This is a genomic window from Providencia sp. PROV116, assembly GCF_028482485.1.
GTDB lineage: Bacteria > Pseudomonadota > Gammaproteobacteria > Enterobacterales > Enterobacteriaceae > Providencia > Providencia rettgeri.
In genome coordinates this window covers 167653-192855 of sequence record NZ_JAMPQO010000014.1, presented here as the reverse complement: position 1 = coordinate 192855, position 25203 = coordinate 167653, and the positions used below count along the sequence as shown (strand labels likewise).

At 38.9% G+C, this 25203-nt stretch carries 22 protein-coding genes and 1 other RNA gene; 16 read left to right on the top strand and 7 right to left on the bottom strand.

The window, feature by feature from the left end:
* Positions 1 to 103: 103 nt before the first annotated feature.
* Both ampG and PSE72_RS10710 read right to left on the bottom strand, forming a co-directional pair.
* Positions 104 to 1606, bottom strand: coding sequence for a muropeptide MFS transporter AmpG (gene ampG, locus PSE72_RS10715; protein WP_115166647.1), 1503 nt, complete (start codon positions 1604 to 1606; stop codon positions 104 to 106).
* A gap of 130 nt (positions 1607 to 1736) precedes the next feature.
* The gene (locus tag PSE72_RS10710) at positions 1737 to 2318 is read right to left on the bottom strand and encodes a YajG family lipoprotein (protein WP_004914528.1); all 582 of its coding nucleotides are present in this window, start codon (positions 2316 to 2318) and stop codon (positions 1737 to 1739) included.
* 256 nt (positions 2319 to 2574) lie between these two features.
* Between PSE72_RS10710 and bolA the strand changes: the two genes are divergently transcribed.
* The 9 genes from bolA (at position 2575) to PSE72_RS10665 (ending at position 13438) form a co-directional block, all read left to right on the top strand.
* Positions 2575 to 2913, top strand: coding sequence for a transcriptional regulator BolA (gene bolA / locus PSE72_RS10705; RefSeq protein ID WP_004914525.1), 339 nt, complete (start codon positions 2575 to 2577; stop codon positions 2911 to 2913).
* Between the two features lie 352 nt (positions 2914 to 3265).
* A complete protein-coding gene (tig, locus tag PSE72_RS10700) occupies positions 3266 to 4570 on the top strand; it encodes a trigger factor (RefSeq protein WP_004914522.1) in 1305 nt (434 codons plus the stop codon).
* Between the two features lie 540 nt (positions 4571 to 5110).
* Positions 5111 to 5731, top strand: a complete 621-nt coding sequence (gene clpP, locus PSE72_RS10695; protein ID WP_004905443.1) for an ATP-dependent Clp endopeptidase proteolytic subunit ClpP — start codon at positions 5111 to 5113, stop codon at positions 5729 to 5731.
* Positions 5732 to 5845: 114 nt separating this feature from the next.
* On the top strand, positions 5846 to 7123 hold the full coding sequence (gene clpX, locus PSE72_RS10690; protein ID WP_004914518.1) for an ATP-dependent protease ATP-binding subunit ClpX: 1278 nt from the start codon (positions 5846 to 5848) through the stop codon (positions 7121 to 7123).
* 206 nt (positions 7124 to 7329) lie between these two features.
* Positions 7330 to 9768, top strand: coding sequence for an endopeptidase La (lon, locus tag PSE72_RS10685; RefSeq protein WP_004914515.1), 2439 nt, complete (start codon positions 7330 to 7332; stop codon positions 9766 to 9768).
* A 226-nt stretch (positions 9769 to 9994) separates the two neighbouring features.
* A complete protein-coding gene (hupB, locus tag PSE72_RS10680) occupies positions 9995 to 10270 on the top strand; it encodes a nucleoid-associated protein HU-beta (protein ID WP_004914513.1) in 276 nt (91 codons plus the stop codon).
* Positions 10271 to 10445: 175 nt separating this feature from the next.
* On the top strand, positions 10446 to 12317 hold the full coding sequence (ppiD, locus tag PSE72_RS10675; protein ID WP_272690959.1) for a peptidylprolyl isomerase: 1872 nt from the start codon (positions 10446 to 10448) through the stop codon (positions 12315 to 12317).
* Positions 12318 to 12461: 144 nt separating this feature from the next.
* Positions 12462 to 12833 (top strand): ComEA family DNA-binding protein, encoded by a 372-nt coding sequence (locus tag PSE72_RS10670; RefSeq protein WP_198641850.1) that lies wholly within the window; start codon positions 12462 to 12464, stop codon positions 12831 to 12833.
* 176 nt (positions 12834 to 13009) lie between these two features.
* The gene (locus tag PSE72_RS10665; protein ID WP_115166648.1) at positions 13010 to 13438 is read left to right on the top strand and encodes an acyl-CoA thioesterase; all 429 of its coding nucleotides are present in this window, start codon (positions 13010 to 13012) and stop codon (positions 13436 to 13438) included.
* 61 nt (positions 13439 to 13499) lie between these two features.
* Here the strand turns inward: PSE72_RS10665 and queC are convergent, their stop codons facing one another.
* Complete coding sequence (gene queC, locus PSE72_RS10660) at positions 13500 to 14189, bottom strand: 7-cyano-7-deazaguanine synthase QueC (RefSeq protein WP_115166649.1); 690 nt, start codon at positions 14187 to 14189, stop codon at positions 13500 to 13502.
* Positions 14190 to 14466: 277 nt separating this feature from the next.
* Here queC and PSE72_RS10655 point away from each other — a divergent pair, with 277 nt between their 5' ends.
* From PSE72_RS10655 to amtB, 5 genes are all read left to right on the top strand, one after another.
* Entirely contained in the window at positions 14467 to 14928 is a 462-nt protein-coding gene (locus PSE72_RS10655; protein ID WP_004905429.1) for an Lrp/AsnC family transcriptional regulator, read from the top strand.
* A gap of 75 nt (positions 14929 to 15003) precedes the next feature.
* Entirely contained in the window at positions 15004 to 16749 is a 1746-nt protein-coding gene (locus PSE72_RS10650; protein ID WP_217007892.1) for a SmdA family multidrug ABC transporter permease/ATP-binding protein, read from the top strand.
* A complete protein-coding gene (locus tag PSE72_RS10645) occupies positions 16746 to 18530 on the top strand; it encodes a SmdB family multidrug efflux ABC transporter permease/ATP-binding protein (RefSeq protein WP_115166650.1) in 1785 nt (594 codons plus the stop codon). The genes PSE72_RS10650 and PSE72_RS10645 overlap by 4 nt, the downstream gene beginning before the upstream one ends.
* A gap of 172 nt (positions 18531 to 18702) precedes the next feature.
* Positions 18703 to 19041 (top strand): P-II family nitrogen regulator, encoded by a 339-nt coding sequence (glnK, locus tag PSE72_RS10640; RefSeq protein WP_004905421.1) that lies wholly within the window; start codon positions 18703 to 18705, stop codon positions 19039 to 19041.
* Positions 19042 to 19090: 49 nt separating this feature from the next.
* Positions 19091 to 20338: an ammonium transporter AmtB gene (amtB, locus tag PSE72_RS10635; RefSeq protein WP_228367686.1), complete on the top strand. Its 1248-nt coding sequence runs from the start codon at positions 19091 to 19093 to the stop codon at positions 20336 to 20338.
* 138 nt (positions 20339 to 20476) lie between these two features.
* Here amtB and tesB read toward each other — a convergent pair whose 3' ends face one another.
* On the bottom strand, positions 20477 to 21346 hold the full coding sequence (tesB, locus tag PSE72_RS10630; RefSeq protein ID WP_115166652.1) for an acyl-CoA thioesterase II: 870 nt from the start codon (positions 21344 to 21346) through the stop codon (positions 20477 to 20479).
* 239 nt (positions 21347 to 21585) lie between these two features.
* Between tesB and PSE72_RS10625 the strand changes: the two genes are divergently transcribed.
* Both PSE72_RS10625 and ffs read left to right on the top strand, forming a co-directional pair.
* Complete coding sequence (locus PSE72_RS10625) at positions 21586 to 22044, top strand: YbaY family lipoprotein (protein ID WP_004914482.1); 459 nt, start codon at positions 21586 to 21588, stop codon at positions 22042 to 22044.
* 141 nt (positions 22045 to 22185) lie between these two features.
* Positions 22186 to 22282: signal recognition particle sRNA small type (gene ffs / locus PSE72_RS10620), an RNA gene on the top strand.
* 323 nt (positions 22283 to 22605) lie between these two features.
* Here the strand turns inward: ffs and PSE72_RS10615 are convergent.
* From PSE72_RS10615 to mltD, 3 genes are all read right to left on the bottom strand, one after another.
* Positions 22606 to 22809, bottom strand: a complete 204-nt coding sequence (locus PSE72_RS10615) for an HHA domain-containing protein (protein WP_004905417.1) — start codon at positions 22807 to 22809, stop codon at positions 22606 to 22608.
* 74 nt (positions 22810 to 22883) lie between these two features.
* Positions 22884 to 23252: an Hha toxicity modulator TomB gene (tomB, locus tag PSE72_RS10610; protein ID WP_115166653.1), complete on the bottom strand. Its 369-nt coding sequence runs from the start codon at positions 23250 to 23252 to the stop codon at positions 22884 to 22886.
* Between the two features lie 523 nt (positions 23253 to 23775).
* A complete protein-coding gene (gene mltD, locus PSE72_RS10605) occupies positions 23776 to 25146 on the bottom strand; it encodes a murein transglycosylase D (RefSeq protein ID WP_217007893.1) in 1371 nt (456 codons plus the stop codon).
* Positions 25147 to 25203: the final 57 nt, after the last annotated feature.

The window sequence follows — 25203 nt, the reverse complement described above, 5'->3', positions numbered from 1 at the left end:
TATTTTGTTATTTAGATCTAATTTATAGGAAAAGATCAAATTACCTAAATAAATAAACTTTATTTAGGTAATTGTTAGGTTAATGAGAAAAGTATAGAAAGGGTTATTGTTGTACTGTCTTGCGAACGGCGAGGTAGTCTAAACTACCACCAATAACTAGGCTGATAGCACCAATACTAATGCCAGTATTAAAAATAAGATTTTGGTAGCGAGGTAAACTCAGCCAAAATTCAATTTGTGTAGTAAATAGATAAACTTTCATACCACTAAATGAAAATACAAGTAATGAAAGTAACCAAATAGCAAGGAAGCTAACGGCAGTAATAAGTGCATATACGGCAATGCGATAGCCTTTTGTATACAGCTGGCGCCGCTGAAATAACCCTGTTGCTTGTGTGTATATTAGGGATGTCCGGCAAGCTAATAAAAGCAAAACACCTGGAACCGCAACTGCGATTGAAATAAGGTAGAATAGTGGCCAGCCATAATTACTGACGAAAATACTCGCAACTGGGCCAATGTAAACACGGCCAACAGCCGAAAGAGCGGAAAGAAGTGCAAATTGCGTTGCGGATAACGATTTATTACATAGTGTCATTAATAGGGCGACAAAAGCAGCGGTTCCCATACCAGAAAAGATATTTTCTAGAAATATAATCGACCCCATGGTTAGGATATGAGGTGGTGTTATCGCTAAGAACCAATAGCCTATATTAGAGCCACCTTGTAGAAGCCCAAAAATAAACAGAGCTTTAAATAAGCTCATGTTTTTCATTAAGTAACCACCAAGTAACGCCCCAATAATGGTTGCGGCCATACCGACAGTTTTATTGACGGTACCCACTTCACTTAAACTAAAACCAAGGGCATTTAATAGAAAATTGGTGTTGAGCGCCATAACAAAGGCGTCGCCGAGTTTGTAAAAAACTAACAGTAGTAAGATTAGCCAAGCATTGTTCCGGCTAAAAAATTCAGCCAGCGGTTCGTAAATCGCTTTTTTTAGTGACGTTGGCGCGGCGCAACTCTCTTCGGGTTCTTTCGCGAGTAATGTAGCGATAACACCGATAATCATTAGCCCTGCCATGACTAAATAAAGTTGTTTCCACGTTAAAAACTTATCCGCTAACCAAAGTGCAAGACCGCCTGAGACTAACATACTGATCCGGTAACCCATAACTGAGGTTGCAGCGCCAATTCCACGTTCTTCTGCACTCAGCAAGTCGGTTTTATAAGCATCAAAAACAATGTCTTGCGAGGCTGAACAAAATGCAACAGTGACCGCCAGTGCAGCAAGGTACCACAAATGTTCTGACGGATTCATAAAGCCCATAGCGGCAATGCTGATAATCAACAGAATTTGAGTGGTTAATAGCCATCCTCTTCGACGACCAAGAAAGGGTGGGGTATAGCGGTCCATCATTGGAGACCAAAGAAATTTCAAGACATAAGCCTGTCCGACTAATGAAAAGAAACCAATGGTTTTTATATCGACATTTTCAACAGTTAGCCAAGCTTGTAATGTACCTGCAGTTAAAGCTAAAGGTAGACCAGAAACAAAGCCTAAAAGGATTAAAGTGATGTTATTTGGTAGAGTAAAACGAGGCATTATTTCCCTCTAAGCCAGTGTGATATTGCTGCAATACATTGCGCTGCAGAGGTATTGGCTGCGCTATGCTACCCAAGCTCAATCAATGAGAGCTTAGGTAGCTTAATACTTAATGATAATGATTGCTCAATTAATAGCGTGAATTTTGTCTGATAAAATCGGTGATTTCTTGGTCTGTTGCCATATCTGCAATTAAATCAGTTAATGCGCTATTGATAGCCGTTTCTATCTTGGCATTATTGGCAGCCAATAATTCTTGTGTATTAAAATTACGGGTAAATGAACGTGTTTTTGTCGAGCCATTTGGCGCTGTTGCAATAATACTGACACTGGAGTTTACAGTAATATTATGGCGCAGGCTGCCTTCACTTACTTTGGTATCGAGTTTATTCAATTGAACGACTAAATTCACATTTGCCGGTGATGTCACCATAAACCCACGTGCAGCCATTTGCTTTTCGACGGCTTCTTGCATCAGATAACGAGGATCGCGTGAAGGGTTCAGTACAACTAAACTACCATTACGATTAACTTCTGCTAAGGATTTATTCGTACGGTTATCGACACTGCTGACACTAATTGAAGTTGCATTCAGTGTAGGGTTTTTCGCAGGTAAAGCTATCTTAGGCTCAAGTGATAATGTATTGCTGCTGGTTGCACAGCCCGCAAGAAGAAATAACCCTAAAAGTGGAAAACACAGTTTTCTTAACATAATTTTTTCCAGTTCATCTTTCCTAATTGAAAATGTTTCGTTATGGTGCGGGTAGCCGTCGTTCAATATAAAGCTTAGCGGCTTATTTATCCTGAACTATTAGACAACAATTTTTGAAAAAATTCGCATCAATGTGCCGCTATCATAACATTGGCAAGTTATTATCGGATATTTCTATAATAAGAAGATAGCAATAATCAACGCGTACAATAAAAATAATTGCCTCTGGGCATAATTTTTAATTAAGGAACATTTTATGGTCGCTAATGCAGCTCAAAGTATGCAATCTCTCGTGAACCAAAAGTTACACGTTGCTTTTGAACCTACACATTTGGAGGTCATTAATGAAAGCCACCAACACAATGTGTTACCGGGGTCTGAAAGCCATTTCAAAGTTATTTTAGTGAGTGATAAATTTGAAAATAAACGAATGCTTGCCCGTCACCGCGAAATTTATGCTATTTTAGCGGACGAATTATCGGGAGGGATCCATGCCCTTGCTTTGCATACATATACACAACAAGAGTGGAATGAGCTTGCTGACACTGCGTTAAAATCACCAGCTTGTCGTGGTGTTGGCGGTGTTAATCGGTAGTTTTTCGTTTCAGTTAATACACTGAGACTATGCTTTACATAATCAGCCATGCTCAATGATGAGCTTGGTGAATGTTTTTTCTTCACTTTAGGTGAAAAAACAAAAAATTTAGTCAGAAAAGTCACAAATAATGAGGAAAAAACGCTTCTTTTCTCAGCTTTTCTCGACTCAGGGCGCATGCATCGGTATAATGCTGCGTCTAATTTTCAGTAAGGTTTCGGGACGCTTCTGATATCAGGGATTGACCGTTACGAAAGTAACGCCCCCGGTTCTGGAAGGGAGACAGCCATTATGATTTAATGGCATAACTCTGGAGTAGACCGATCACTAAGATTTATTTTGAGGTAAGAAGATGCAAGTTTCTGTTGAAACGACTCAAGGCCTTGGGCGTCGTGTAACAATCACCGTTCCTGCCACTGATATTGAAAAAGCAGTTAATAGCGAATTAGTTAGTGTTGCTAAAAAAGTACGTGTTGATGGTTTCCGTAAAGGAAAAGTACCAATGAACATCGTTAAACAGCGTTATGGCGCGTCTGTTATGCAAGACGTTCTGGGCGATGTAATGCAACGTAACTTCATCAACGCAATTATTGAACAAAAAATCAATCCAGCGGGTGCGCCTAGCTACAAGCCTGAGCAACTCGAAGATGGTAAAGATTTTGTTTATTCAGTTGAATTCGAAGTTTACCCAGAAATCGAATTAGCAGGTTTAGAAACTATTGAAGTTGAAAAACCAGCAGTTTCTGTAAAAGACGAAGATCTGGAAAATATGTTAGAAACTCTGCGTAAGCAACAAGCGCAGTGGAAAGAAGTTGAAGCGGCAGCAGAAGCTGACTCTCGCATCACTATCAACTTTACCGGTTCTATCGATGGTGAAGAATTCGAAGGCGGCAAAGCAGAAGATTTCGCTCTGGTTATGGGCGAAGGTCGTATGATCCCAGGTTTCGAAGAAGGTGTTGTTGGTCATAAAGCGGGTGAAGAATTCGATATCGAAGTTAACTTCCCAGAAGACTACCATGCTGAAAACCTGAAAGGTAAAGCTGCGAAATTTGCTATCGTTCTGAAGAAAGTAGAACAACGTGAACTGCCTGAATTCACTGAAGAATTCATCAAGCGTTTTGGTATCGCTGATGGTTCTTTAGATGGCCTGCGTGCAGAAGTACGTAAAAACATGGAACGTGAGCTGAAAAATGCCGTGCGTAACCGTGTTAAAGCACAAGTTCTTGATGGCTTAATCAAAGCGAATGACATCGAAGTTCCAGCTGCAGTTGTTGATGGTGAAATTGATGTTCTGCGTCGTCAAGCGGCACAACGCTTTGGTGGCGACGAAAAACAAGCGATGGAATTACCTCGTGAACTGTTTGAAGAACAAGCAAAACGTCGCGTAGTGATTGGTCTGCTGTTAGGCGAAGTGATCAACAAAAACGAACTGAAAGCTGATGAAGATCGTGTTAAAGCGCTGATCGAAGAAATGGCTTCTGCGTATGAAGATCCAGCTGAAGTTATCGAATACTACAGCAAAAACGAAGAGCTGATGAACAGTGTTCGTAATTTAGCTTTAGAAGAACAAGCTGTTGAAACTGTATTGGCAGTTGCTAAAGTGACAGAAAAAGAAACTAACTTCACTGAACTGATGAACCAAGTTCAAGCAGGTTAATTTTTTCTTGCTGTATAAAATAATGAAACCCGTGGTGTACTGCTACGGGTTTTTTGTCAATTAAAGCCTTTAAATTATCACTTTAGCGAATTTAATTAGGATACCCTTGAAAAACACATTTAAACCCTAATTATATTATCTATACTTCAAGTAGTCTAAATGGGATTTTAATTGCAATTTGAACTATTTTGAATAGCTTAACATTGTCGAAAACGGTGATATTAACCAACTGAGTTATTTTGTTTCCCTTGAAAATCAAGTATGGTTTTCTAATGGTATAATTCCATGTAACCCAATAGACTTGTGTTAAACTCTTTTAAAGAGCGTCTTATTTACTGCAGCATACTTAGCTGCATTTTCTTCTTATTTCTGCAGTTATTTGGTTAAATATTAGCTAAACTAGAAAAATAAGAGAATTGAAAGAGCCTGCAGACACAGGAATTTTTTAAAACCGTTGTTTGTGGCATGATCTCTGCTCAAAATAGCAGGCAGACAGCAAATTAGGCGCAAGCACCAGAACGTTTTTAATAGGAGATTTCGATGTCACATTTTGGCAGTCAGGAACAATTAGCATCTCAAATGGCCCTTGTGCCTATGGTCATAGAGCAAACTTCTCGTGGTGAGCGCTCGTATGATATTTACTCACGTCTATTAAAAGAACGTATTATCTTCCTGACCGGTCAAGTGGAAGACCATATGGCGAATTTAATCGTCGCTCAGATGTTATTTCTTGAAGCAGAAAACCCTGAAAAAGATATTCATTTGTATATTAATTCACCAGGTGGCGTTATTACCGCAGGAATGTCAATTTACGATACGATGCAGTTTATCAAGCCTGATGTAAGCACTATTTGTATGGGACAAGCTTGTTCCATGGGGGCTTTTTTATTGACGGCGGGTACCAAAGGTAAACGTTTCTGCTTACCAAATTCACGCGTGATGATCCACCAACCGTTAGGGGGTTATCAAGGCCAAGCGTCAGATATCGAAATCCATGCCCAAGAGATTCTTAAAGTGAAATCTCGAATGAACGAGTTAATGGCTCTGCATACGGGAAAATCCATTGAAGAAATTACTCGAGACACAGAGCGTGACCGTTTCTTATCTGCAAATGAAGCAAAAGAGTATGGTTTAGTCGACCAAATTTATAGTAGCCGTTAATGGGTTAACTTTTGGTATAATTAGTTCATACCATAAACTATTTTAAAGAAAATCGTTGTTTTGTTTTTTTAATCAACGAAAACAAAACAATATGGATAAAAGTGAGGTCAACTGATGACAGATAAACGCAAAGAGGGGACAGGAAAACTGCTTTACTGCTCTTTCTGCGGAAAAAGTCAGCATGAAGTACGTAAGCTGATTGCCGGTCCGTCAGTCTATATTTGTGATGAATGCGTAGATTTATGTCTCGATATCATCCGTGAAGAAATCAAAGAACTTACGCCGCATCGTGAGCGTAGTGAACTGCCTACACCACATGAAATTCGGCAGCATCTTGACGACTATGTCATCGGTCAAGAAAAAGCGAAAAAAGTTTTAGCTGTTGCGGTATATAACCATTACAAGCGCTTACGTAATGGTGATAAAACCAGTGATGGTGTTGAATTAGGTAAAAGTAATATTTTGCTAATTGGACCAACAGGTAGTGGTAAAACACTTTTAGCTGAAACTTTAGCGCGTTATTTGGATGTACCATTTACAATGGCTGATGCAACGACATTAACTGAAGCTGGTTATGTTGGTGAAGACGTTGAAAATATTATTCAAAAATTACTGCAAAAATGCGATTACGATGTTGAAAAAGCCCAACGTGGTATCGTATACATTGATGAAATTGATAAAATTTCACGTAAATCAGATAACCCATCAATTACCCGTGACGTTTCCGGTGAAGGTGTGCAACAAGCACTTCTGAAACTAATTGAAGGAACAGTTGCGGCAGTACCACCACAAGGGGGACGTAAACACCCTCAGCAAGAGTTTTTGCAGGTTGATACCTCAAAGATCCTCTTCATTTGTGGCGGGGCATTTGCAGGGCTCGATAAAGTGATCGGTCAGCGTTTAAATACCCGTTCAGGTATCGGTTTTGCTGCAGAAGTGAAAGGTGAATCAGATAAAGCAACGGAAGGCGAATTATTAACGCAGGCAGAACCAGAAGATTTAATTAAATTTGGTTTAATCCCTGAGTTTATTGGTCGCTTGCCTGTTGTTGCAACATTAACTGAATTAAGTGAAGAAGCATTAATTCAGATTCTGAAAGAACCTAAAAACGCATTAACTAAGCAATACCAAGCCTTATTTAGTCTTGAAAATACAGAGCTTGAGTTCCGTGAGGAAGCATTAAAAGCCATCGCTAAGAAAGCCATGGCACGTAAAACCGGAGCTCGTGGTTTACGTTCTATTGTTGAAGCTGCATTGTTAAATACGATGTATGACCTTCCTTCAATGAGTAATGTTGAAAAAGTTGTCGTTGATGAAAACGTCATTAATGAGCAATCAGAGCCGCTATTGATATATAGCAAACCTGATGCTCAAGCTTCCGGCGATAACTAATCCCATATAAAACGTTCAATAGTTAATCAAACGAAATGAGGGGTTTCCCTCATTTTGTTTTTTATGTTCAACTAGCCATTGAATGCTAAAATCTTGTCCCCATATAGTTTATATTCTGAGGTGTGGTTTCCTTGTTTTAGAAAGCAATTTTAAAGCAAGAGACAGAAACCCTTAAACTAGCGTGAGCTAAACGAAGAGAGAGCTTTATGAATCCTGAGCGTTCCGAACGCATTGAAATACCAGTATTGCCTCTGCGTGATGTAGTGGTATACCCACATATGGTGATCCCACTGTTTGTTGGACGTGAAAAATCCATTCACAGTCTGGAAGCAGCGATGGATCATGACAAGCAGGTAATGCTGGTTGCACAAAAAGAAGCCTCGACTGATGAGCCAGGGGTGAATGATTTATTTGCTGTCGGTACAGTTGCATCCGTTATCCAGATGCTAAAACTGCCTGATGGTACAGTTAAGGTCCTCGTTGAAGGGCTACGACGCGCACGTATTACCAGTTTGACAGATAATGGCGAATATTTCTTAGCGCAAGCAGAGTATTTGGCAACAGAGCAAAATAGTGAATCTGAACACGCACCGTATGATGAAACGGCAGCGGGTTCTCAATCATCAGATGCACTTGATGAAAAAGAAAACGAAGTATTGTATCGCACTATTGTTAGTCAGTTTGAAAGCTATATAAAACTGAATAAAAAGATTCCACCTGAAGTACTAACTGCGTTACATGCAATTGAACAAGATCAGCTAGATAAACTGGCAGATACCATTGCCTCTCATATGCCATTAAAATTAGCAGATAAACAACGCGTTTTAGAAATGGCAAATATTGCTGAACGCGTAGAGTTTTTGATGGCCATGATGGAGTCAGAAACTGAGTTGCTGCAAGTGGAAAAACGCATCCGCAACCGTGTTAAAAAACAGATGGAAAAAAGCCAGCGCGAGTATTATCTGAATGAGCAAATGAAAGCTATTCAGAAAGAGCTGGGTGAAATGGATGATGCGCCAGACGAATATGAATCGCTAAAACGTAAAATCGAAGAAGCGAAAATGCCAAAAGAGGCACAAGAAAAAGCCGAAGCAGAATTGCAGAAGCTGAAAATGATGTCTCCGATGTCAGCAGAAGCTACTGTTGTCCGTAGCTATATTGATTGGATGGTGCAGGTTCCATGGCATAAACGTAGCAAAGTCAAAAAAGACTTAGTTAAAGCACAAGAAGTGTTAGATACCGACCACTACGGTTTAGAGCGTGTGAAAGACCGTATTTTAGAGTATCTGGCAGTACAAAGCCGCGTCAGTAAAATTAAAGGGCCAATCCTTTGCTTGGTTGGGCCTCCGGGTGTAGGTAAAACCTCTTTGGGGCAATCTATTGCTAAGGCTACGGGGCGTCAATATACACGTATGGCATTAGGTGGGGTGCGCGATGAAGCTGAAATCCGTGGTCACCGTCGTACTTATATTGGCTCAATGCCAGGTAAGCTGATCCAAAAGATGGCAAAAGTCGGCGTCAAAAACCCACTATTTTTACTGGATGAAATTGACAAAATGTCATCTGATATGCGTGGTGACCCTGCCTCTGCATTGTTAGAGGTGCTTGATCCAGAACAAAATATTGCCTTTAACGACCACTACTTAGAAGTGGATTACGATTTGTCTGATGTGATGTTCGTTGCAACATCGAACTCAATGAACATCCCTGCGCCATTGTTAGATCGTATGGAAGTGATTCGTCTTTCTGGTTATACAGAAGATGAAAAACTGAATATTGCGAAAAGACATTTGCTGTCTAAGCAGATTGAACGTAATGCGTTGAAAAAGAATGAGTTAACTATCGATGACAGTGCTTTAATGAGCATCATTCGTTATTACACTCGTGAGGCTGGAGTTCGTGGTTTAGAGCGTGAAATCTCTAAATTGTGCCGTAAAGCGGTTAAAGCGCTACTTATGGACAAAAAGCTCAAGCACATTGAAATCAATGCGGACAACCTGAAAGATTATCTGGGAGTTCGTCGTTTTGATTACGGCCAAGCAGACACAGAAAACCGTGTTGGGCAAGTTACAGGCCTTGCTTGGACTGAAGTTGGTGGTGACTTACTCACTATTGAAACTGCTTGTGTGCCCGGTAAAGGCAAACTAACCTATACCGGTTCTTTAGGTGAAGTGATGCAAGAGTCTATTCAAACCGCATTAACGGTTGTTAGAGCTCGAGCGGAAAAACTGGGTATTAATAGCGATTTTTATGAAAAACGCGATATCCATGTGCACGTACCTGAAGGGGCAACGCCAAAAGATGGTCCAAGTGCAGGTATTGCGATGTCTACAGCATTAGTTTCTTGCCTAACGGGTAATCCGGTGAGAGCAGATGTTGCTATGACGGGTGAAATTACATTAAGAGGGTTAGTTTTCCCAATTGGTGGCTTAAAAGAGAAATTATTGGCGGCACACCGTGGAGGGATTAAAACAGTATTAATTCCTAAAGAAAACGAACGTGATTTAGAAGAAATTCCTCAAAATGTGATCGCAGATCTTGAAATTCACCCTGTGAAAACGATTGAAGAAGTCTTATCTTTGGCTTTAGTTAATCCTCCTTTTGGAGCTGAAGTAGTTAAAAAGAAAGCTAAAAGAGTGAGCTGAATCAAGAAGTTTGTATAAAATTAAGGCTGACAGCTAATTTAGGGCTTGTCAGCCTTTTTTTTCATCGCTAATTTAACGATGATTCTGATAATTGTTTGTATGCAATCTGTTCTCTTGCCATTGGTAATCAGGATTGATATAACGGCTGCATCATTAATTAACTATACTAATAACTGCTATAGTTAATTAAGAGATTTATAGTCCAACTAATATGGGGATGATAAGAGTGAATAAAGCTCAACTGATTGATCAAATCGCTTCTGATGCGAATATTTCTAAAGCTGCAGCAGGTCGTGTTGTTGATGCGTTCGTTGCTACCGTAACGGGTTCTTTGAGTAAAGGGGACGATGTTGCTCTAGTTGGCTTTGGGACTTTCTCTGTTCGTGAGCGTGCAGCACGTACAGGCCGTAACCCTCAAACGGGTAAAGAAATTAAAATAGCTGCGGCGAAAGTTCCTGCTTTCCGTCCAGGTAAGGGTCTTAAAGACGCTGTAAATAGCTAATTAGGTATTTAAGTTTGTCTTTCTCGTATTTTTGCGAAAACTCAAACTGACGGAATGTCTTTAATCAGCTAATATATAAGCGCACCATTGAAATGGTGCGCTTTTTTTTCTTTCTGAGTTAAGATTAGCGTATTATCAGGAAATTGAATTCAACAAAGCGGAGTTAAGCCTTTTTATGATGGAAAATTTACGCACAAAGGCGAATAGTCCTTTGCTCAAAATAATACTGGCGCTGATTATCCTTTCATTCGTGTTGGGTGGCGTTATGATGGGTGGCCTTGGTGGCAACAGTGCAAATAATGCCGCTGAAGTTAACGGGCAGTCAATAAGCCGAGAGCAGCTACAGCAGGCTTTTCAACAAGAGCGCCAATCATTACAAGAGTACCTGGGGGATAAATTTTCAGAAGTCGCTAGTAATGAAGAAAGCATGAATTTACTGCGCCGCCAAGCTCTTGATAACTTGATTAACAATGAATTGATTAATCAGTATGCTAATGAACTACAACTCTCAGCAAGCGATCAGCAAATTGAGCAATATATTTTCTCAATGCCTGTTTTCCAAACAGATGGCCGGTTTGATAGCGAAAAATATCGTGAGATCTTAAGCCGTAACAACATTAATGCAGATAGCCTTGCGGTTCAAATTCGCCAAGATCTTACACGTGCTCAGCTAGCCAAAACCTTTACTGGAACGGATTTCGCTTTACCATCTGAAGTTAAAGCGTATGCTGAATTATTTATGCAAGAGCGTGAAATTCGCACTGCAATTTTAGATTTAGCAGAGGTTCAAGCAAAACAAACAGCCTCTGAAGAAGAATTAAAGTCCTATTATGATGCTAACCAAAATAGCTTTATTTCACCTGAGAAGGTGCAAGTAAGCTATGTTGAAATGGATGCAGCATCGATGGCACCAGCGACAGTGTCTGATGAAGAAGTAAAAACCTATTATGAGCAAAACCTGAAAAATTATACTCAAGCAGAGCAAAAGCAGTACAGTATGATTCAGGTTGCTTCTGAAAAAGAAGCGAATGATATTCTGGATGAATTAAAACAAGGTGCAGACTTTGCAACGTTAGCCGCTGAAAAATCAACGGATAAATTCAGTGCAGGGCAAAAAGGCCTGATTGGTTGGATGGAAGCTGCATCAACGCCAAGCGAAATTGTGGATGCTAAATTAACAGAAAAAGGGCAGCTTTCGGCACCTGTTAAATCACAAAATAGCTATGTTATTTTTCGTTTAGATGATATTAAGCCAGAATCGATTAAACCGTTTGAGCAAGTTGAAGAAAGTATTAAAACTAGCTTACTTCAAGATAAAAACATTAAGCAATTCTATGACTTACAGCAAAAAGTCAGTGAAGCGGCCACGAGTGATATGGAATCATTAGTATCAGTTGAGTCTGTATCTGGTTTGAAGGCTGTGACAACGGATTGGTTTGATAGAACAAACCCACCTGCTGCGCTTAATTTCCCTAAAGTGGTCAGTGAAGTATTTAGCGATCGTTTAGTGGATAAAAATGGTTCTAAAGGAATCAACTCAGACGTTATTAACGTGGAAGGTGACCGTGCATTTGTTGTGCGTGTTACAGAGTACAAACCTGAAAGTGTTGAACCTTTTGAACAGGTTAAGTCAGAAATTGAAACACTGGTTAAACGCCAAAAAGCCGAAGCAGAGTTGAAAGCTACGGGCGATAAATTACTTACTGAGTTAAAAGCGGGTAAAGGGGCTGAAGCTCTAAGTGCCACGGGTGTTAAATTCTCTGATGCTCAAACCGTTTCTCGTTTAATGCCACAAACAGCGGTTATCAATGCGACAATGGAAATGCCACAACCTGTTGATGGTAAACCAAGCTACGGACTTGCACGTGATGAGTCTGATAACTATGTGGTTATTCAGCTAGATAAAGTAACATTAGGTCAGCCAACGGATGACGAGTTAAAACAACTAACTCGTGAATACCAAGGCGCTATGAGTTCTGCGGTTAACGAAGCTTTGATGCTTAACTTGCGTGAAAATGCAAAAATTGAAGTGCTGAATATTGAATAATTGCGAGCAGCTTCGCAAGTAAAATTGCAACGTTATGAATAGAAGGCCACCTTTGGGTGGCCTTTCGTATTTTTAATTTTATTGAAAAGTGTTCCATATTTTTCTATGGCATCGTTGTGTCTCAACATACACAGGAGAACAAATATGTTATGGAATTCAGTCAATAAATGCAGATTAGGTATTGTTCTGCTCCTTTCTTTATTATGCTCATTTTCTTCTTTTTCTTTGGCTAAGAAAATTGAGCCAGAAAAAGCCACTACGGCTGTCATTCAAGAAAAACAAGTAAGTAATAACTCACCATCAACTAACCATGAACAGTCTGATAAAGTAAATATTAACTTAGCAGGTGAAGAGGAACTTGCCGAAAAACTTAATGGCATAGGTAGGCAAAAAGCTAAAGCTATAGTTGAATATAGGCAAAAATATGGGGCTTTTAATTCCATTGAGAATATTTTAGAAGTTCAGGGGATAGGTCCTGCATTTTTAGAAAAGAATAAAGATAAGTTAACTTTGTAACTAAAATCCCCCATACAAAGTATGGGGGGAATATATTTAAGGTTAATAATTAAGCAGAAAACTAAGCATCTTGTAAATAATTTGAGAGCTAAGTCTTATTCTTGATAATCATTCAGCACATTTTCCGTACATTTGTTATTTTTATGTTATTAAAAAATAAACTGGTCGGAGTAGTTATGACAACACACATTAAAGTTCATGGTTATCATATAGATATTTTTCAGCACGTTAATAATGCACGTTACTTAGAATTCTATGAAGCAGACCGCTGGGAATGGATGAATAAACGCAATTTTATTAGGTGGGCTATAGAAAACAATTTAACAATAGCTGCGGTGAATATTAATGTAAATTATATCCAAGGTGTCTTACTCGGTGATGAGCTGACGGTGGTGACCCGTATGGACAAAATAGGCAGTAAAAGCGCAGTATGTTATCAACAAATTATTCGCACTAAAGCAGGAATTCAAGAGGTTGTTTCAGATGCTTATGTGACATTTGTTTTTATCAATAATATCGAGAATAAAGCAATTATTATCGATGAACAGCTGCGTGAGAAGTTAGAGTCATTCAAGGTGGGTTCTGAAGATTTTATTCAAAACTAGCCTACCATTAGCTTGAATATTACGAATAAGCTAATGGTAGGCTGTGTGTTTAGCTAATTTATTATAGTTTTTGCTTTAATGAGAGCATAGTGGCTTCTTTATCATTTAAATATTCATTTAAGCCCTTGCTCCTTAAATGGCAGGCAGCACATTCACCGCAACCATCACCTTGAATACCATTATAACAAGTTAGTGTTTGCTGCCTGATGGTTTCAAGGTGGCCATAACTGTCGGCAAGAGCCCATGTTTGGGCTTTATTTAACCACATTAACGGGGTTTCAAAGCGAATATTTTTGGCAAGACCGAGGTCTACAGCATGATTGAGGGCTTTGACAAATTCATCTCGGCAATCTGGGTAACCTGAAAAATCAGTTTCACAAACACCGGTTATCACTGCTTCTGCCTGTACTTGGTAAGCATAAATTGCTGCTAATGTGAGGAATAAAATGTTGCGCCCTGGAACAAAAGTGCTGGGTAAAGTACTGGACTCGCTTTCTGAAAAATCAGGAACTGGGATGTTATCTCGAGTTAAGCTGCTGATTGCTAATTCATTGAGTAATGTGACATCTAACACTTTATGTGCTGTAGCACCTAAAGATACGCTCAATTTCTGTGCGACTTCGATTTCAAAACGGTGGCGCTGGCCGTAATCAAAAGTAACACAATGAACTTCATCATAGTTTTGCAAAGCTTGAATAAGACAGGTTGTTGAGTCTTGGCCTCCGCTAAAAACCACAACTGCGCGTTTCATAGGTACTCCTTGGTGATATATCATTATCAAAATGTGATGGAAAGAGAGTAAAGCATGTTAGCGATACTGGGATGTAATTCATAGTTCTATTTTTATCAAATTAGTTTGATTGAAGGACTATTTATATGCTGATTTGGTTATCTGTATAAAAATATTCTATAATCATGGTATTTGGTAACATTTTTATTGTTTTTTAATTATTCAATTTTGCATAATATAGTTATACAGCTAATAAAATAACGATAAAAGCACTTACACCCAAGCCAAGAGAGCAATCATGTTAGATAAAATAGACAAAAAACTGCTTTGTTTATTGCAAAATGACAGCAGCTTATCCTTAAATACCCTTGCGGAAGCTGTTAATTTAACCTCTACTCCGTGCTGGAAAAGATTAAAAAGGCTTGAAGATGAAGGTTATATTCGAGGGCGAGTCACTTTACTCGATGGTGAGAAGTTAGGTTTAGGTTTAACGGTGATTGTGACAATTAAAACACAGCATCATAATAGTGAGTGGTATGAGCAATTTGTTTCTTTTGTTAGTCAACTTCCTGAAGTTCTGATGTTTTATCGTATGGCTGGGGAGTATGATTATCTTATGCAAGTGGAAGTTCATGATATGAAATCATATGACTTGTTTTATAAAAAGTTAGTTAATGGTGTTCATGGTTTAATCGATGTAACTTCAAGCTTTGCAATGGAAAAAATCAAGTATACGACAGTATTGCCTATTCCTGATTAACCCTGTAATAACTTAGATAATTACGGGCTCTCATTCTTAGGCATCAATAAATCAATATATTCAAGGCAGTATTACGTGCGATTATTTTCACAACTAAGTTGGTATTTTTTGAGTGAATGGCGGCGCTATCTCGGCGCTGTTTGCTTTTTAATTATCATTGCTATCTTACAATTAGTTCCCCCACGCATTGTTGGTGTTGTTGTTGATGGAATTAGTAAAGGGGCAATGTCGACAAAGCAATTGATCACTTATGTTTTAGTCATGCTGTTGATTGCATTGGTTGTGTATGGTTTGCGCTATGTCTGGCGTTTATGGTTATTTGGTGCTTCTTATAAGTTAGCCGTACAACTACGACAAAAATTTTATCGGCAACTAAGTCTGCAAAACCAAGCATTTTACCTTAGGTACCGAACGGGAGATTTAATTGCACGTACAACGAATGATGTTGACCGAGTTGTGTTTGCTGCAGGAGAGGGAGTTTTAACATTAGTTGACTCATTAGTGATGGGATGTGCGGTGCTCATTATGATGAGCGTTGAAATTAGTTGGCAGCTTACTTTACTTGCACTTATTCCAATGCCAATTATGGCATTAATCATTAAACGTTATGGGGATCAGCTTCATCAGCGTTTCAAGCATGCCCAAGGGGCATTTTCGTCTTTAAATAATCATGCACAAGAAAGTTTAACAAGTATTCGCATGATTAAAGCTTTTGGCCTCGAAGATCATCAATCAAATCAATTTGAACAGGTAGCTACCGAGGCAGGGCGTCGCAATATGCATGTTGCTAAAGTTGATGCCCGTTTTGACCCCACAATTTTTATGGCGATTGGTATGGCCAACTTACTCGCTATTGCAGGGGGAAGCTGGATGGTATTAAACGATACACTGACGCTAGGCGAATTAACGAGCTTTGTGATGTATCTAGGGTTAATGATTTGGCCGATGTTAGCGCTCGCATGGATGTTTAATATCGTTGAACGGGGTAGTGCAGCTTATAGCCGTATTCTTAGTTTACTCAATGAACCGTTAGTCATTCAGGATGGTTCGCATTCATTACAGCCTGAAAAGGGGAATTTGAATGTAAATATCATCAACTTTAGTTATCCAGAAACCTCGAGAACAGCATTACATGATATTAAGTTTGACCTAAAACCTGGGCAATTTTTAGGGATATGTGGGCCAACAGGATCTGGAAAATCAACATTGTTGACGTTATTACAACGTCAATTTGATATTACGGAAGGGGTTATTTTCTATCAAGGTTTACCGTTACCCGAAATTCGTTTAGATGAATGGCGTGCTCGGTTATCTATCGTAAATCAGTCTCCATTTTTGTTTTCAGATACCGTCGCAGGCAATATCGCGCTTGGGCGACCTGATGCCACTCAAGAAGAAATTGAACAGGCTGCACGCATTGCTTGTGTACATGATGATATTTTACGTTTACCTGAAGGCTATTCCACTCAGGTTGGTGAGCGTGGCGTCATGTTATCTGGCGGGCAGAAACAACGAATTTCTATTGCAAGGGCTATCTTGCAGAATGCGGAAATCTTGGTGTTAGATGATGCTCTTTCTGCAGTTGATGGGCAGACCGAGTTTACAATTTTACAAAATTTAAGTCATTGGCGGCAAGGTAGAACCATGATCATCAGCGCCCATCGCCTATCTGCATTGGTGGAGGCGGACAATATTCTAGTGCTATCTCAAGGTACTATTGTTAGCCGAGGTAGACATGACGCGCTTATTGAGCAATCGGGTTGGTATAAAGATATGTATCAATATCAACAGATTGAAGCAGCTTTGGATGGTGATCTATGAGCCAAAAGAAACCGCTGTGGCCAGCACTTAAGCGTTTACTTGCTTATGGAAAAGCGTACCGAGGAACCATGGGTATTGCCATTGCAATGCTATGGCTAGCTGCTATTGCAGAAGTTAGTGGGCCTCTGCTAATCAGTTATTTTATTGATAACATGATAGCGAAAAAACAAATCATCATGCCACTGGCTTTATATATGGCTGTTGGGTTTATATTGCTCCAAGTTATTGCTGCACTATTACATTACTATCAAATTATTTTATTTAATAAAGCTTCTGTGGGGGTAGTGCAAACATTACGAACAGATGTGATGAATGCTGCTCTAAGGCAGCCTCTAAGTGCATTTGATAAGCAGCCAGTTGGTCAATTAATTTCACGAGTTACAAATGATACTGAGGTTATTAAAGATCTATTTGTGATGGTTGTACCAACCGTGTTTCGTAGCTTAGCATTGATCTGCGCTATGCTGGTTGCCATGTTTTCATTGGAATGGCGTATGGCATCAATTGCAGTGATGATTTTTCCTGCTGTATTTGTGGTAATGCTTGTTTATCAGCGCCTAAGCACACCGATTGTACGTCGTGTGAGATCTTATCTTGCTGATATTAATAACGGTTTTAATGAAGTTATTAATGGAATGACAGTTATTCAGCAATTTATCCAGCAAGCTAGATTTGGCGAAAAAATGCAAAGTCTTAGCCAAGACCATTATTTTGCAAGAATGAAAGCATTAAAGCTTGATGGCTTATTATTAAGGCCATTGTTGAGCTTACTTTCTGCCTCAGTATTATGTGGTTTACTATTGCTATTTGGATTCGAAGGAACGACCACCATTGGTGTTGGTGTTTTATATGCTTTTATTAATTATTTAGGCCGCTTGAATGAACCGCTCATTGAATTAACTTCTCAGCAGTCAATGTTGCAGCAAGCCGTTGTTTCTGGTGAGCGTGTTTTTGAATTAATGGATAGCCCGCAACAAGGCTATGGCGCAAGTATTGAGCCGTTACAAGGTGGTTCAATCTCAATTAACCATTTATCCTTTGCCTATCGTGATAACAACATTGTGCTTAAAGACATTAATTTACAAGTGCCTGATCATAATTTTATTGCGTTGGTCGGCCATACAGGAAGTGGTAAAAGTACCATTGCAAATTTAATTATGGGATATTACCCATGGCAAGAAGGGGATATTTTATTAGATGGGCGTCATTTAAGTTCACTATCTCATCAAGTATTACGTAATGGTATTGCAATGGTGCAACAAGACCCTGTTGTTCTCGCCGCTTCTTTTTTTGATAACGTCGCATTAGGACGTGAAATTAGCCAAGATAAAGTCTGGGAAGTTCTTGAAACTGTTCAGCTTGCTGAGTTGGTTCGTGCGTTACCTGATGGGTTAGATACCGTGCTCGGAGAACAAGGAAATACGTTATCTGTTGGGCAAAGACAATTACTAGCGATGGCTCGAGTTCTTGTGGTGACACCTAAAATTTTAATTTTGGATGAAGCAACCGCGAACATTGACTCAGGAACAGAGCAAGCGATACAAAAAGCATTACGTATGATCCGCCAACATACGACTCTAGTTGTGATAGCTCACCGTTTATCGACGATCGTCGATGCTGATCAGGTCGTTGTGTTACATCGTGGTGCAATTGTTGAGCAAGGTAAGCATTCACAGCTTTTGCAACAAAAAGGACGCTATTATCAAATGTACCAGTTGCAACAAGTTGGGGAATCACTGAATGCCCATAGTGATGCTGAAGTTGAGGCTATACCTAGTTAATTGTTCTGCACTCTTATAATGCATCCTCTAAAGCCACTCATCCGAGTGGTTTTTTATTTTGCCCTTTCTTATTGAATTATATGAATAAATATATTTTGGCACACGGTTTGCTATAACGTCAGTGCTGTTCAAAGCATTGAGCAGTTTATTCACCTGACTTATAGGAGTGAACATGAAATATATCATCGCGATCATTAAGCCATTTAAATTAGATGAAGTCCGAGAAGCGTTATCAGATATTGGAGTTCAAGGGCTTACCATTACTGAAGTTAGAGGGTTTGGTAGGCAAAAAGGGCATGCCGAGTTGTACAGAGGTGCTGAATATACTGTCGACTTTTTACCTAAAGTACGTATGGAAATAGCCGTTTCTGATGAGTTAGTGGAGCAGGTAATTGAAACAATTGAAAAAAAAGCTTATACGGGCCAAGTTGGGGATGGAAAAATATTTATTTTGTCATTAGAACAAGCGGTACGTATTCGTACAGGTGAAAAACAAGACGAAGCACTGTAGGAGAACAACTATGCGCAAAGGGTTCCAATACTTATTCTTATTGTTATTAATGGGTGGTTTTCCAATAACCGTGTTTGCTGCAGAGGAAACCCTAGATAAAGCGGATAACGCATTTATGATGATAGCGACTGCTTTAGTTATTTTTATGATACTACCAGGTATCGCATTATTTTATGGCGGGTTACTAAGAAGTAAAAATGTTCTTTCTTTGATGGCTCAAACTGCAGTTATTTTTGCTTTGGTGTCTGTTATTTGGATTGTTTATGGATACAGTTTAGCTTTTAGTGAGGGAAATGATTTTATCGGTGGTTTTAGCCAGATCATGTTGAAAGATATTACTGTAGAAAGCTTATCTGGACCGATCCCTCAATTTATTCACGTCGTGTTTCAAGGTGCATTTGCATGCTTAACGGTTGCATTAGTGATTGGTGCATTAGGAGAGCGAATTAAATTTTCTGCAATTTTAATTTTTACACTTATTTGGACTACGTTTGCTTATTTGCCAATGGCACATATGGTGTGGGGAGGCGGTATTTTATCGCAAGATGGCGCATTAGATTTTGCTGGAGGTACGGTTGTTCATATTAATGCGGCTGTTGCAGGCTTAGTTGGTGCTTACTTACTGGGGCATCGCACCGGGTTAGGGAAAGAAGCTATTAAACCTCATAACCTACCTATGGTATTTATGGGAACTTCCATATTATTCATTGGCTGGTTTGGTTTCAATGCAGGTTCGGCCGGAAGTGCAAATAGTATCGCTGCGCTCGCGTTTGTGAACACTATCGCAGCTGCAGCTGGTGCTATCTTATCGTGGACTTTAGCGGAATGGCTTTTCAGGGAGAAACCTTCATTATTAGGGGCTTGCTCTGGGTGTTTGGCTGGGTTAGTCGGTGTTACGCCTGCTGCGGGTACTGTGGGTGTTGGCGGGGCATTAATCATCGGACTACTTTCTGGATTGGCAGGTTTATGGGGGGTAGTGATTTTAAAACGTCGGTTAAAAGTTGATGATGTTTGCGATGTTTTTGGCGTTCACGGAGTCTGTGGCATTTTAGGGTGTTTACTCACGGGGGTATTTACCTCAACGGTATTAGGTGGAAGTGGCTATGCGGAAGGTATTACGATGATGAAACAAGTAGGAATTCAAGCCGTTAGCATCCTAGTTTGTGTTGTTTGGACTGCAATTGTTGCTTATATCGCATTTAAAATTGCAGAGAAAACGTCAGGCTTACGAATTAATGTTGAAAAAGAAAGGGAAGGCTTAGATATTACTTCTCATGGTGAAAGTGCCTACAATTAACCTTCATGTAAAGATAATTACAGGATAATACTGTGTTTTATGTAAATTGATAATGGCAGCTTATTGCTGGCTGCCATTACCTTTTTAAACTGACTAATATATTTTTCTAAGTAAGTAATCACTTACTTTAAATAGCGGTTATTTACGAGGTTGCCGTTGACGAATTACGCCTTCTTGGACTGCAGTTGCAACAAGATCACCTTGTAAATTATAGATTTGTCCTTTCACAAAACCCCTCCCACCTGATGCCGAAGGGCTTTCTACAGCGTACAGTAACCAGTCATCAATTTTAAATGGGCGATGGAACCACATTGAATGATCAATAGTTGCAACCTGTAAGTCGCGTTCCATAAATCCTCTACCATGCGGCTGTAATGCGGCAGGGAGGAAATTGTAATCAGAGGCATAACCTAATAAATAGTGGTGTAGTGAAGGTATATCAGGCAGTTGCCCTTTCGCTTTGAACCAAATATAACGAAATGGTTCTTGAGGTGCGGCATCGAATGGGCTGTAAAATTCAACGGGACGAAATTCAAAAGGAGTTGGCCGAAGAGCATACTTTTTAACTGCTTCTGGTAATTTATCAGCCAAACTTTGAACAATATCATCTTGAGAAATTAATTTTGTAGGTGGTGGTACATCTGGCATTAAGTTCTGATGGCTATAACCTTCTTCTTGAGATTGAAATGATGCGGTCATAAAGAAGATAGGTTTGCCATTTTGAATGGCACTTACTCGGCGTGCGCTAAAGCTTCCGCCATCGCGTAAAATTTCCACGTCATAAACAATGGGACGTGAGCTATCGCCTGGGCGTAAAAAATAACTATGAAAAGAATTAATCGCTCTTCCTTCAGGTATGGTTTGCTTAGCTGCATACATGGCTTGTCCAACAACTTGTCCACCAAAAACTTGAGGTAAACCAAGGTCTTCGCTTTGTCCACGAAAAATACCTTCTTCAATTTTTTCGAGTTCAATTAGGCTAATTAAATTCTGTAATTCTGGGCTCATAGTCATCTTAGTTCAGTTATACGTAAATGAGATATTGGTATTTTCCCATTATTTACCCTGAATAGGTAGATTAATTACTAGCGAATAAATTGGGGTTACGTATTGTTACATTTGGAAATATAAATGTATTATTCTACCAATATTAGTTATACTTTTTATTATTCCCTCATCAGAAAATGACTTGTCTATTCCGATTATTTTAAAATGTTTTAGTAAACATTGTGTTATAGGTAATAACTATGAAGTTTTTTCGCTATATTGTTAGCTTATTAGTGATTTTAACGTTGGTTAGCTGTGAAGGGAATAGCACCAAGCCCAGCGAAAAAGCACTTAATGCTCAAAATAGTAATAATAACCAGACAGTCGATTCAGGAAAAATCGAGGGCCGTGTGGTGATTTTACAGGATACTGTTTTACCTGAAGACGCAGTTGTTACAATTACGTTGGCAGATACAACGGTTGCGGACTTACCTGCACTGATATTATCTCAAAAATATTACAATTCAGTGAATAATCGTCCAACCATTCCTTTTGAACTAACTTACCAAAAAAATGAAGTTAGGCAGGAAGGCTCGCTAGTTGTTAATGCAACCGTGAACGCGAATGGAAAACTTTTATACATTAGTGATAGCGTTGTAGAGGTTATCAATAATGGTGTCACAAAAAATGTTGAATTGTTGATGGTGCCTGCGAACTAGTTAATAAACGATTCCTTAGTTGAGTCGCTATTTTTATATGCGTTTGTGTAATAAAACGTCACTTGGTCAGGGGGTTCTTGCTATTTCAATGACTATCAAGCATAATGCCCCTGCTTTGAAAGAAGCATTCAATGGGGGCTCTGTTGGTTCTCCCGCAACGCTAACTTGTTAACTTGGTCAGGTCCGGAAGGAAGCAGCCATAGCAGGGGTTGTGTGTGCCGGGATGTCGCTGGCAGGGCCCCCACCCAACTCAGCATATCTTGCCTTTCCTCTCATCTATATATTCTAATTTATTATAAATATGTTATTTAATTATATTTTATAATTGTCAATTAAACTCTAAATCTCAAATAAATTCTGAAGTTAAAAAAGAAAGGTTAAGAATACAACATTCATTGTTGATTATTGTAATAAGAAAAATTGATATGCTAAAATTAAAAGCAATAAATTTCCATTGGCATAATTATAACGCCAATAATAAAACGATAATTACATTGCGTCCAGCCGATAAGCAGGTTTACCGGCTACAACCATTCACTATCTGTGCGTGTTAATAAGATATTACCTAACAAATTTCCAAACAGAAGCTGGAATTTTATCATAAAGCTTATTCATTGTGAGTTCAGCTAAGCGGTGATCTGCAGCTGAATAGAATAGCTCTAGCTCATCATCAGATAATTCATACTTATTTTTTTCAATGACACGCTCAAGAGTTTCAATTGTTGTGCATTTTCTTAAACGCATCAGATAATCAGATTTGGTCATAATACCCTTTCTTTTGTGCAAAATTACTTATTAATATACAGTTTTGTAGTTTGAACTAAAGATAAATAATATCTTTAGGTTTTGCTGGTTAGACACTTTAGGTCATCATCCAGCACAGCGACAAGGCTCTGATTCATTGCTTCCCAGTCTATAATTTCACTGAGTGTGATGACAGGACTGCCGAATAAATCATAAGTCTCATCGAGATACTCTTCGATAAGTGATATAACAAGATTTTCTTTTGGATATTTGATCTTAAATCGCCAGACAAATGCAGCGATATGTTCAATGAGTTCATTCAAGGCTGCGCTTTGTGGGGAGCTTAAATCATTAATCCAATGCGTATTTGTTTTTTGTAAACTTAAAATAGCGTCTCTATTGAGACTATTACATAAGTATTTTAGTTCTGCTATATCGTGTCTTTTGGGTGAGTATTCATCCATAATCACCTCCGCAGGCGAATCTGACTTTTGCTGAGTGTATTTTTTATCAATAATGTCATGTTAACTAATTAAAACACCTATGTTCAATATAAAAGCTCATGTACTAGTATATTGAAAAATATATGATTATTGCTAGTTCGTTAAACTTTCGAAGATTATTAATATAATACATAAGCGATATTCGAATACGGACTGGCAGCTCGGACTAAACTAGCCGCGATATAATAATAGCATTATTATCACATATGTCACCAGCAATAAACTACTTTTTTCTAGCTTATTAGCAAGTTGTTGGGGGCTGAGTCGCGTATGTTCTGCCTAAACTCAATTTTATGAAGTATTTAAATTATAGTTTAACCATCGGTTATTTTAGTACAGTGAATATGAAGTGTTTATACAAAAGATGTTATAAAAATTATTTTCCTACTTAATTCATTCAAATAATTTATTTTTACTAATAAGAAAATTAAAAATAAAAAAGCTTTTGCCTGAAATAGACAAAAGCTTTGTTGATGAGAATAACTTAAAGATAGAGGTTTAAGGTTACCCCTGGTTTCAGGTCCGCCATTTTAACACCTGAATTCCAAGTCATTAAATCATTGAGTTTTATGCCATGACGTTTCGCAATACTATAATAGGAGTCGCCTTTTCTTACTTTATAGGTTTTTGCCTTACGGTTGCTTGCAGCAGGCACTGAGCTCGTAACTTTTAATACTTGTCCTGGTTTGATAACACTCGCAGTTTTTAGCCCATTTAGCTTTTGAATATTTTTGGCGGTAGTATTGAATTTTTTTGCAATACTCGCGACAGATTCGCCTTTGCGTACTTTATATGTAGCTATTTTAGCTCGATTTTGACGCGCGCTAGAAATGGCAGTGGGTTGTGTTGTTTTTATCTGTTGATTTTGTTGTGCGGCTAAACTAATTGTGTTTAAAACATCTTCGTCTGAGAGTGATGTTTTGAATTGTTCAGCTTTTGCTGTAGGTAACATAATATAATGAGGGCCACTTGGCGATGTTATGCCGCGTGTATAACCAGAATTATACGTTTTTACCGATTCAACAGTTAACCCAGCCAACTCAGCGGCTTGAGATAACGTGATTTGTTGACCAACATCGATTTGAGTGAGTGCTCGATTTTTATTACTTGTTGGCAAATTAACTTGGTACTTTTCAGGATTTTTCAATACTTGGCTAAGTGCTAAGATTTTTGGTACGTATTGTTTAGTTTCTTTTGGTAATGAGAGTGACCAAAAATCAGTAGGTAGCCCAGCAGCTTCGTTTTTCTTGATAGCATTTTGAACACAGCCTTCTCCACAGTTATAGGCAGCAAGGGTGAGCTCCCAATCGTGGCCAAACATAACATTTAAGTTTTCGAGAAGATCAAAAGCCGCTTTAGTTGAAGAAACCACATCCCTGCGCTCATCAACCCATTGTGTTTGTTTTAGTCCATATGAGCGTGCAGTGATAGGAACGATTTGCCATAGACCTGCGGCTTGTGCAGGAGAAGTTGCTTTAGGATTAAATGAGCTTTCAATAATAGGAATTAAAGCTAATTCCATGGGTAAATTGCGCTCATTAATTTCGTCTACGATGAGGTACATGTATGGCTCAGCTCTTAATGCCACATCGTAGACAAAACGTTGTTTATTTAAATAACTATTTGCGAGTTCCCTAATTTGAGGTTTATCAGGGACATCCATTTTTAGTTCATCACTAATATAACCCCATAGGTCATAGTCGACTTTAGGTAATTGTCGACTGGCTGCTTGGTTGTGTGATGCAACAGTTTCAATAGTATGATTAGTTGGAGTTTTGTTCTGCTTAATTTTTTTCGGGGCAGTTTGGCATCCGGCCAACAGAACAATGGCGATAAGCGTCGCGATTATCTTCATTCTTTTCTATTGTTCTTCATTTTGATGTTTAAAAGTCGAACAATAATACTTATCCCA

What these genes read in the sequence shown, in the direction of transcription:
- bolA (WP_004914525.1), top strand. Translation starts at nt 2,575, where the DNA reads ATGGTCGCTAATGCAGCTCAAAGTATGCAATCTCTCGTGAACCAAAAG.
- clpX (WP_004914518.1), top strand. Translation starts at nt 5,846, where the DNA reads ATGACAGATAAACGCAAAGAGGGGACAGGAAAACTGCTTTACTGCTCT.
- ampG (WP_115166647.1), bottom strand. Translation starts at nt 1,606, where the DNA reads ATGCCTCGTTTTACTCTACCAAATAACATCACTTTAATCCTTTTAGGC.
- tesB (WP_115166652.1), bottom strand. Translation starts at nt 21,346, where the DNA reads ATGAGCCCAGAATTACAGAATTTAATTAGCCTAATTGAACTCGAAAAA.
- amtB (WP_228367686.1), top strand. Translation starts at nt 19,091, where the DNA reads ATGGGTGGTTTTCCAATAACCGTGTTTGCTGCAGAGGAAACCCTAGAT.
- glnK (WP_004905421.1), top strand. Translation starts at nt 18,703, where the DNA reads ATGAAATATATCATCGCGATCATTAAGCCATTTAAATTAGATGAAGTC.
- PSE72_RS10615 (WP_004905417.1), bottom strand. Translation starts at nt 22,809, where the DNA reads ATGACCAAATCTGATTATCTGATGCGTTTAAGAAAATGCACAACAATT.
- PSE72_RS10645 (WP_115166650.1), top strand. Translation starts at nt 16,746, where the DNA reads ATGAGCCAAAAGAAACCGCTGTGGCCAGCACTTAAGCGTTTACTTGCT.
- lon (WP_004914515.1), top strand. Translation starts at nt 7,330, where the DNA reads ATGAATCCTGAGCGTTCCGAACGCATTGAAATACCAGTATTGCCTCTG.
- PSE72_RS10710 (WP_004914528.1), bottom strand. Translation starts at nt 2,318, where the DNA reads ATGTTAAGAAAACTGTGTTTTCCACTTTTAGGGTTATTTCTTCTTGCG.
- tomB (WP_115166653.1), bottom strand. Translation starts at nt 23,252, where the DNA reads ATGGATGAATACTCACCCAAAAGACACGATATAGCAGAACTAAAATAC.
- PSE72_RS10625 (WP_004914482.1), top strand. Translation starts at nt 21,586, where the DNA reads ATGAAGTTTTTTCGCTATATTGTTAGCTTATTAGTGATTTTAACGTTG.
- PSE72_RS10670 (WP_198641850.1), top strand. Translation starts at nt 12,462, where the DNA reads ATGTTATGGAATTCAGTCAATAAATGCAGATTAGGTATTGTTCTGCTC.
- PSE72_RS10655 (WP_004905429.1), top strand. Translation starts at nt 14,467, where the DNA reads ATGTTAGATAAAATAGACAAAAAACTGCTTTGTTTATTGCAAAATGAC.
- queC (WP_115166649.1), bottom strand. Translation starts at nt 14,189, where the DNA reads ATGAAACGCGCAGTTGTGGTTTTTAGCGGAGGCCAAGACTCAACAACC.
- ppiD (WP_272690959.1), top strand. Translation starts at nt 10,446, where the DNA reads ATGATGGAAAATTTACGCACAAAGGCGAATAGTCCTTTGCTCAAAATA.
- clpP (WP_004905443.1), top strand. Translation starts at nt 5,111, where the DNA reads ATGTCACATTTTGGCAGTCAGGAACAATTAGCATCTCAAATGGCCCTT.
- PSE72_RS10665 (WP_115166648.1), top strand. Translation starts at nt 13,010, where the DNA reads ATGACAACACACATTAAAGTTCATGGTTATCATATAGATATTTTTCAG.
- mltD (WP_217007893.1), bottom strand. Translation starts at nt 25,146, where the DNA reads ATGAAGATAATCGCGACGCTTATCGCCATTGTTCTGTTGGCCGGATGC.
- tig (WP_004914522.1), top strand. Translation starts at nt 3,266, where the DNA reads ATGCAAGTTTCTGTTGAAACGACTCAAGGCCTTGGGCGTCGTGTAACA.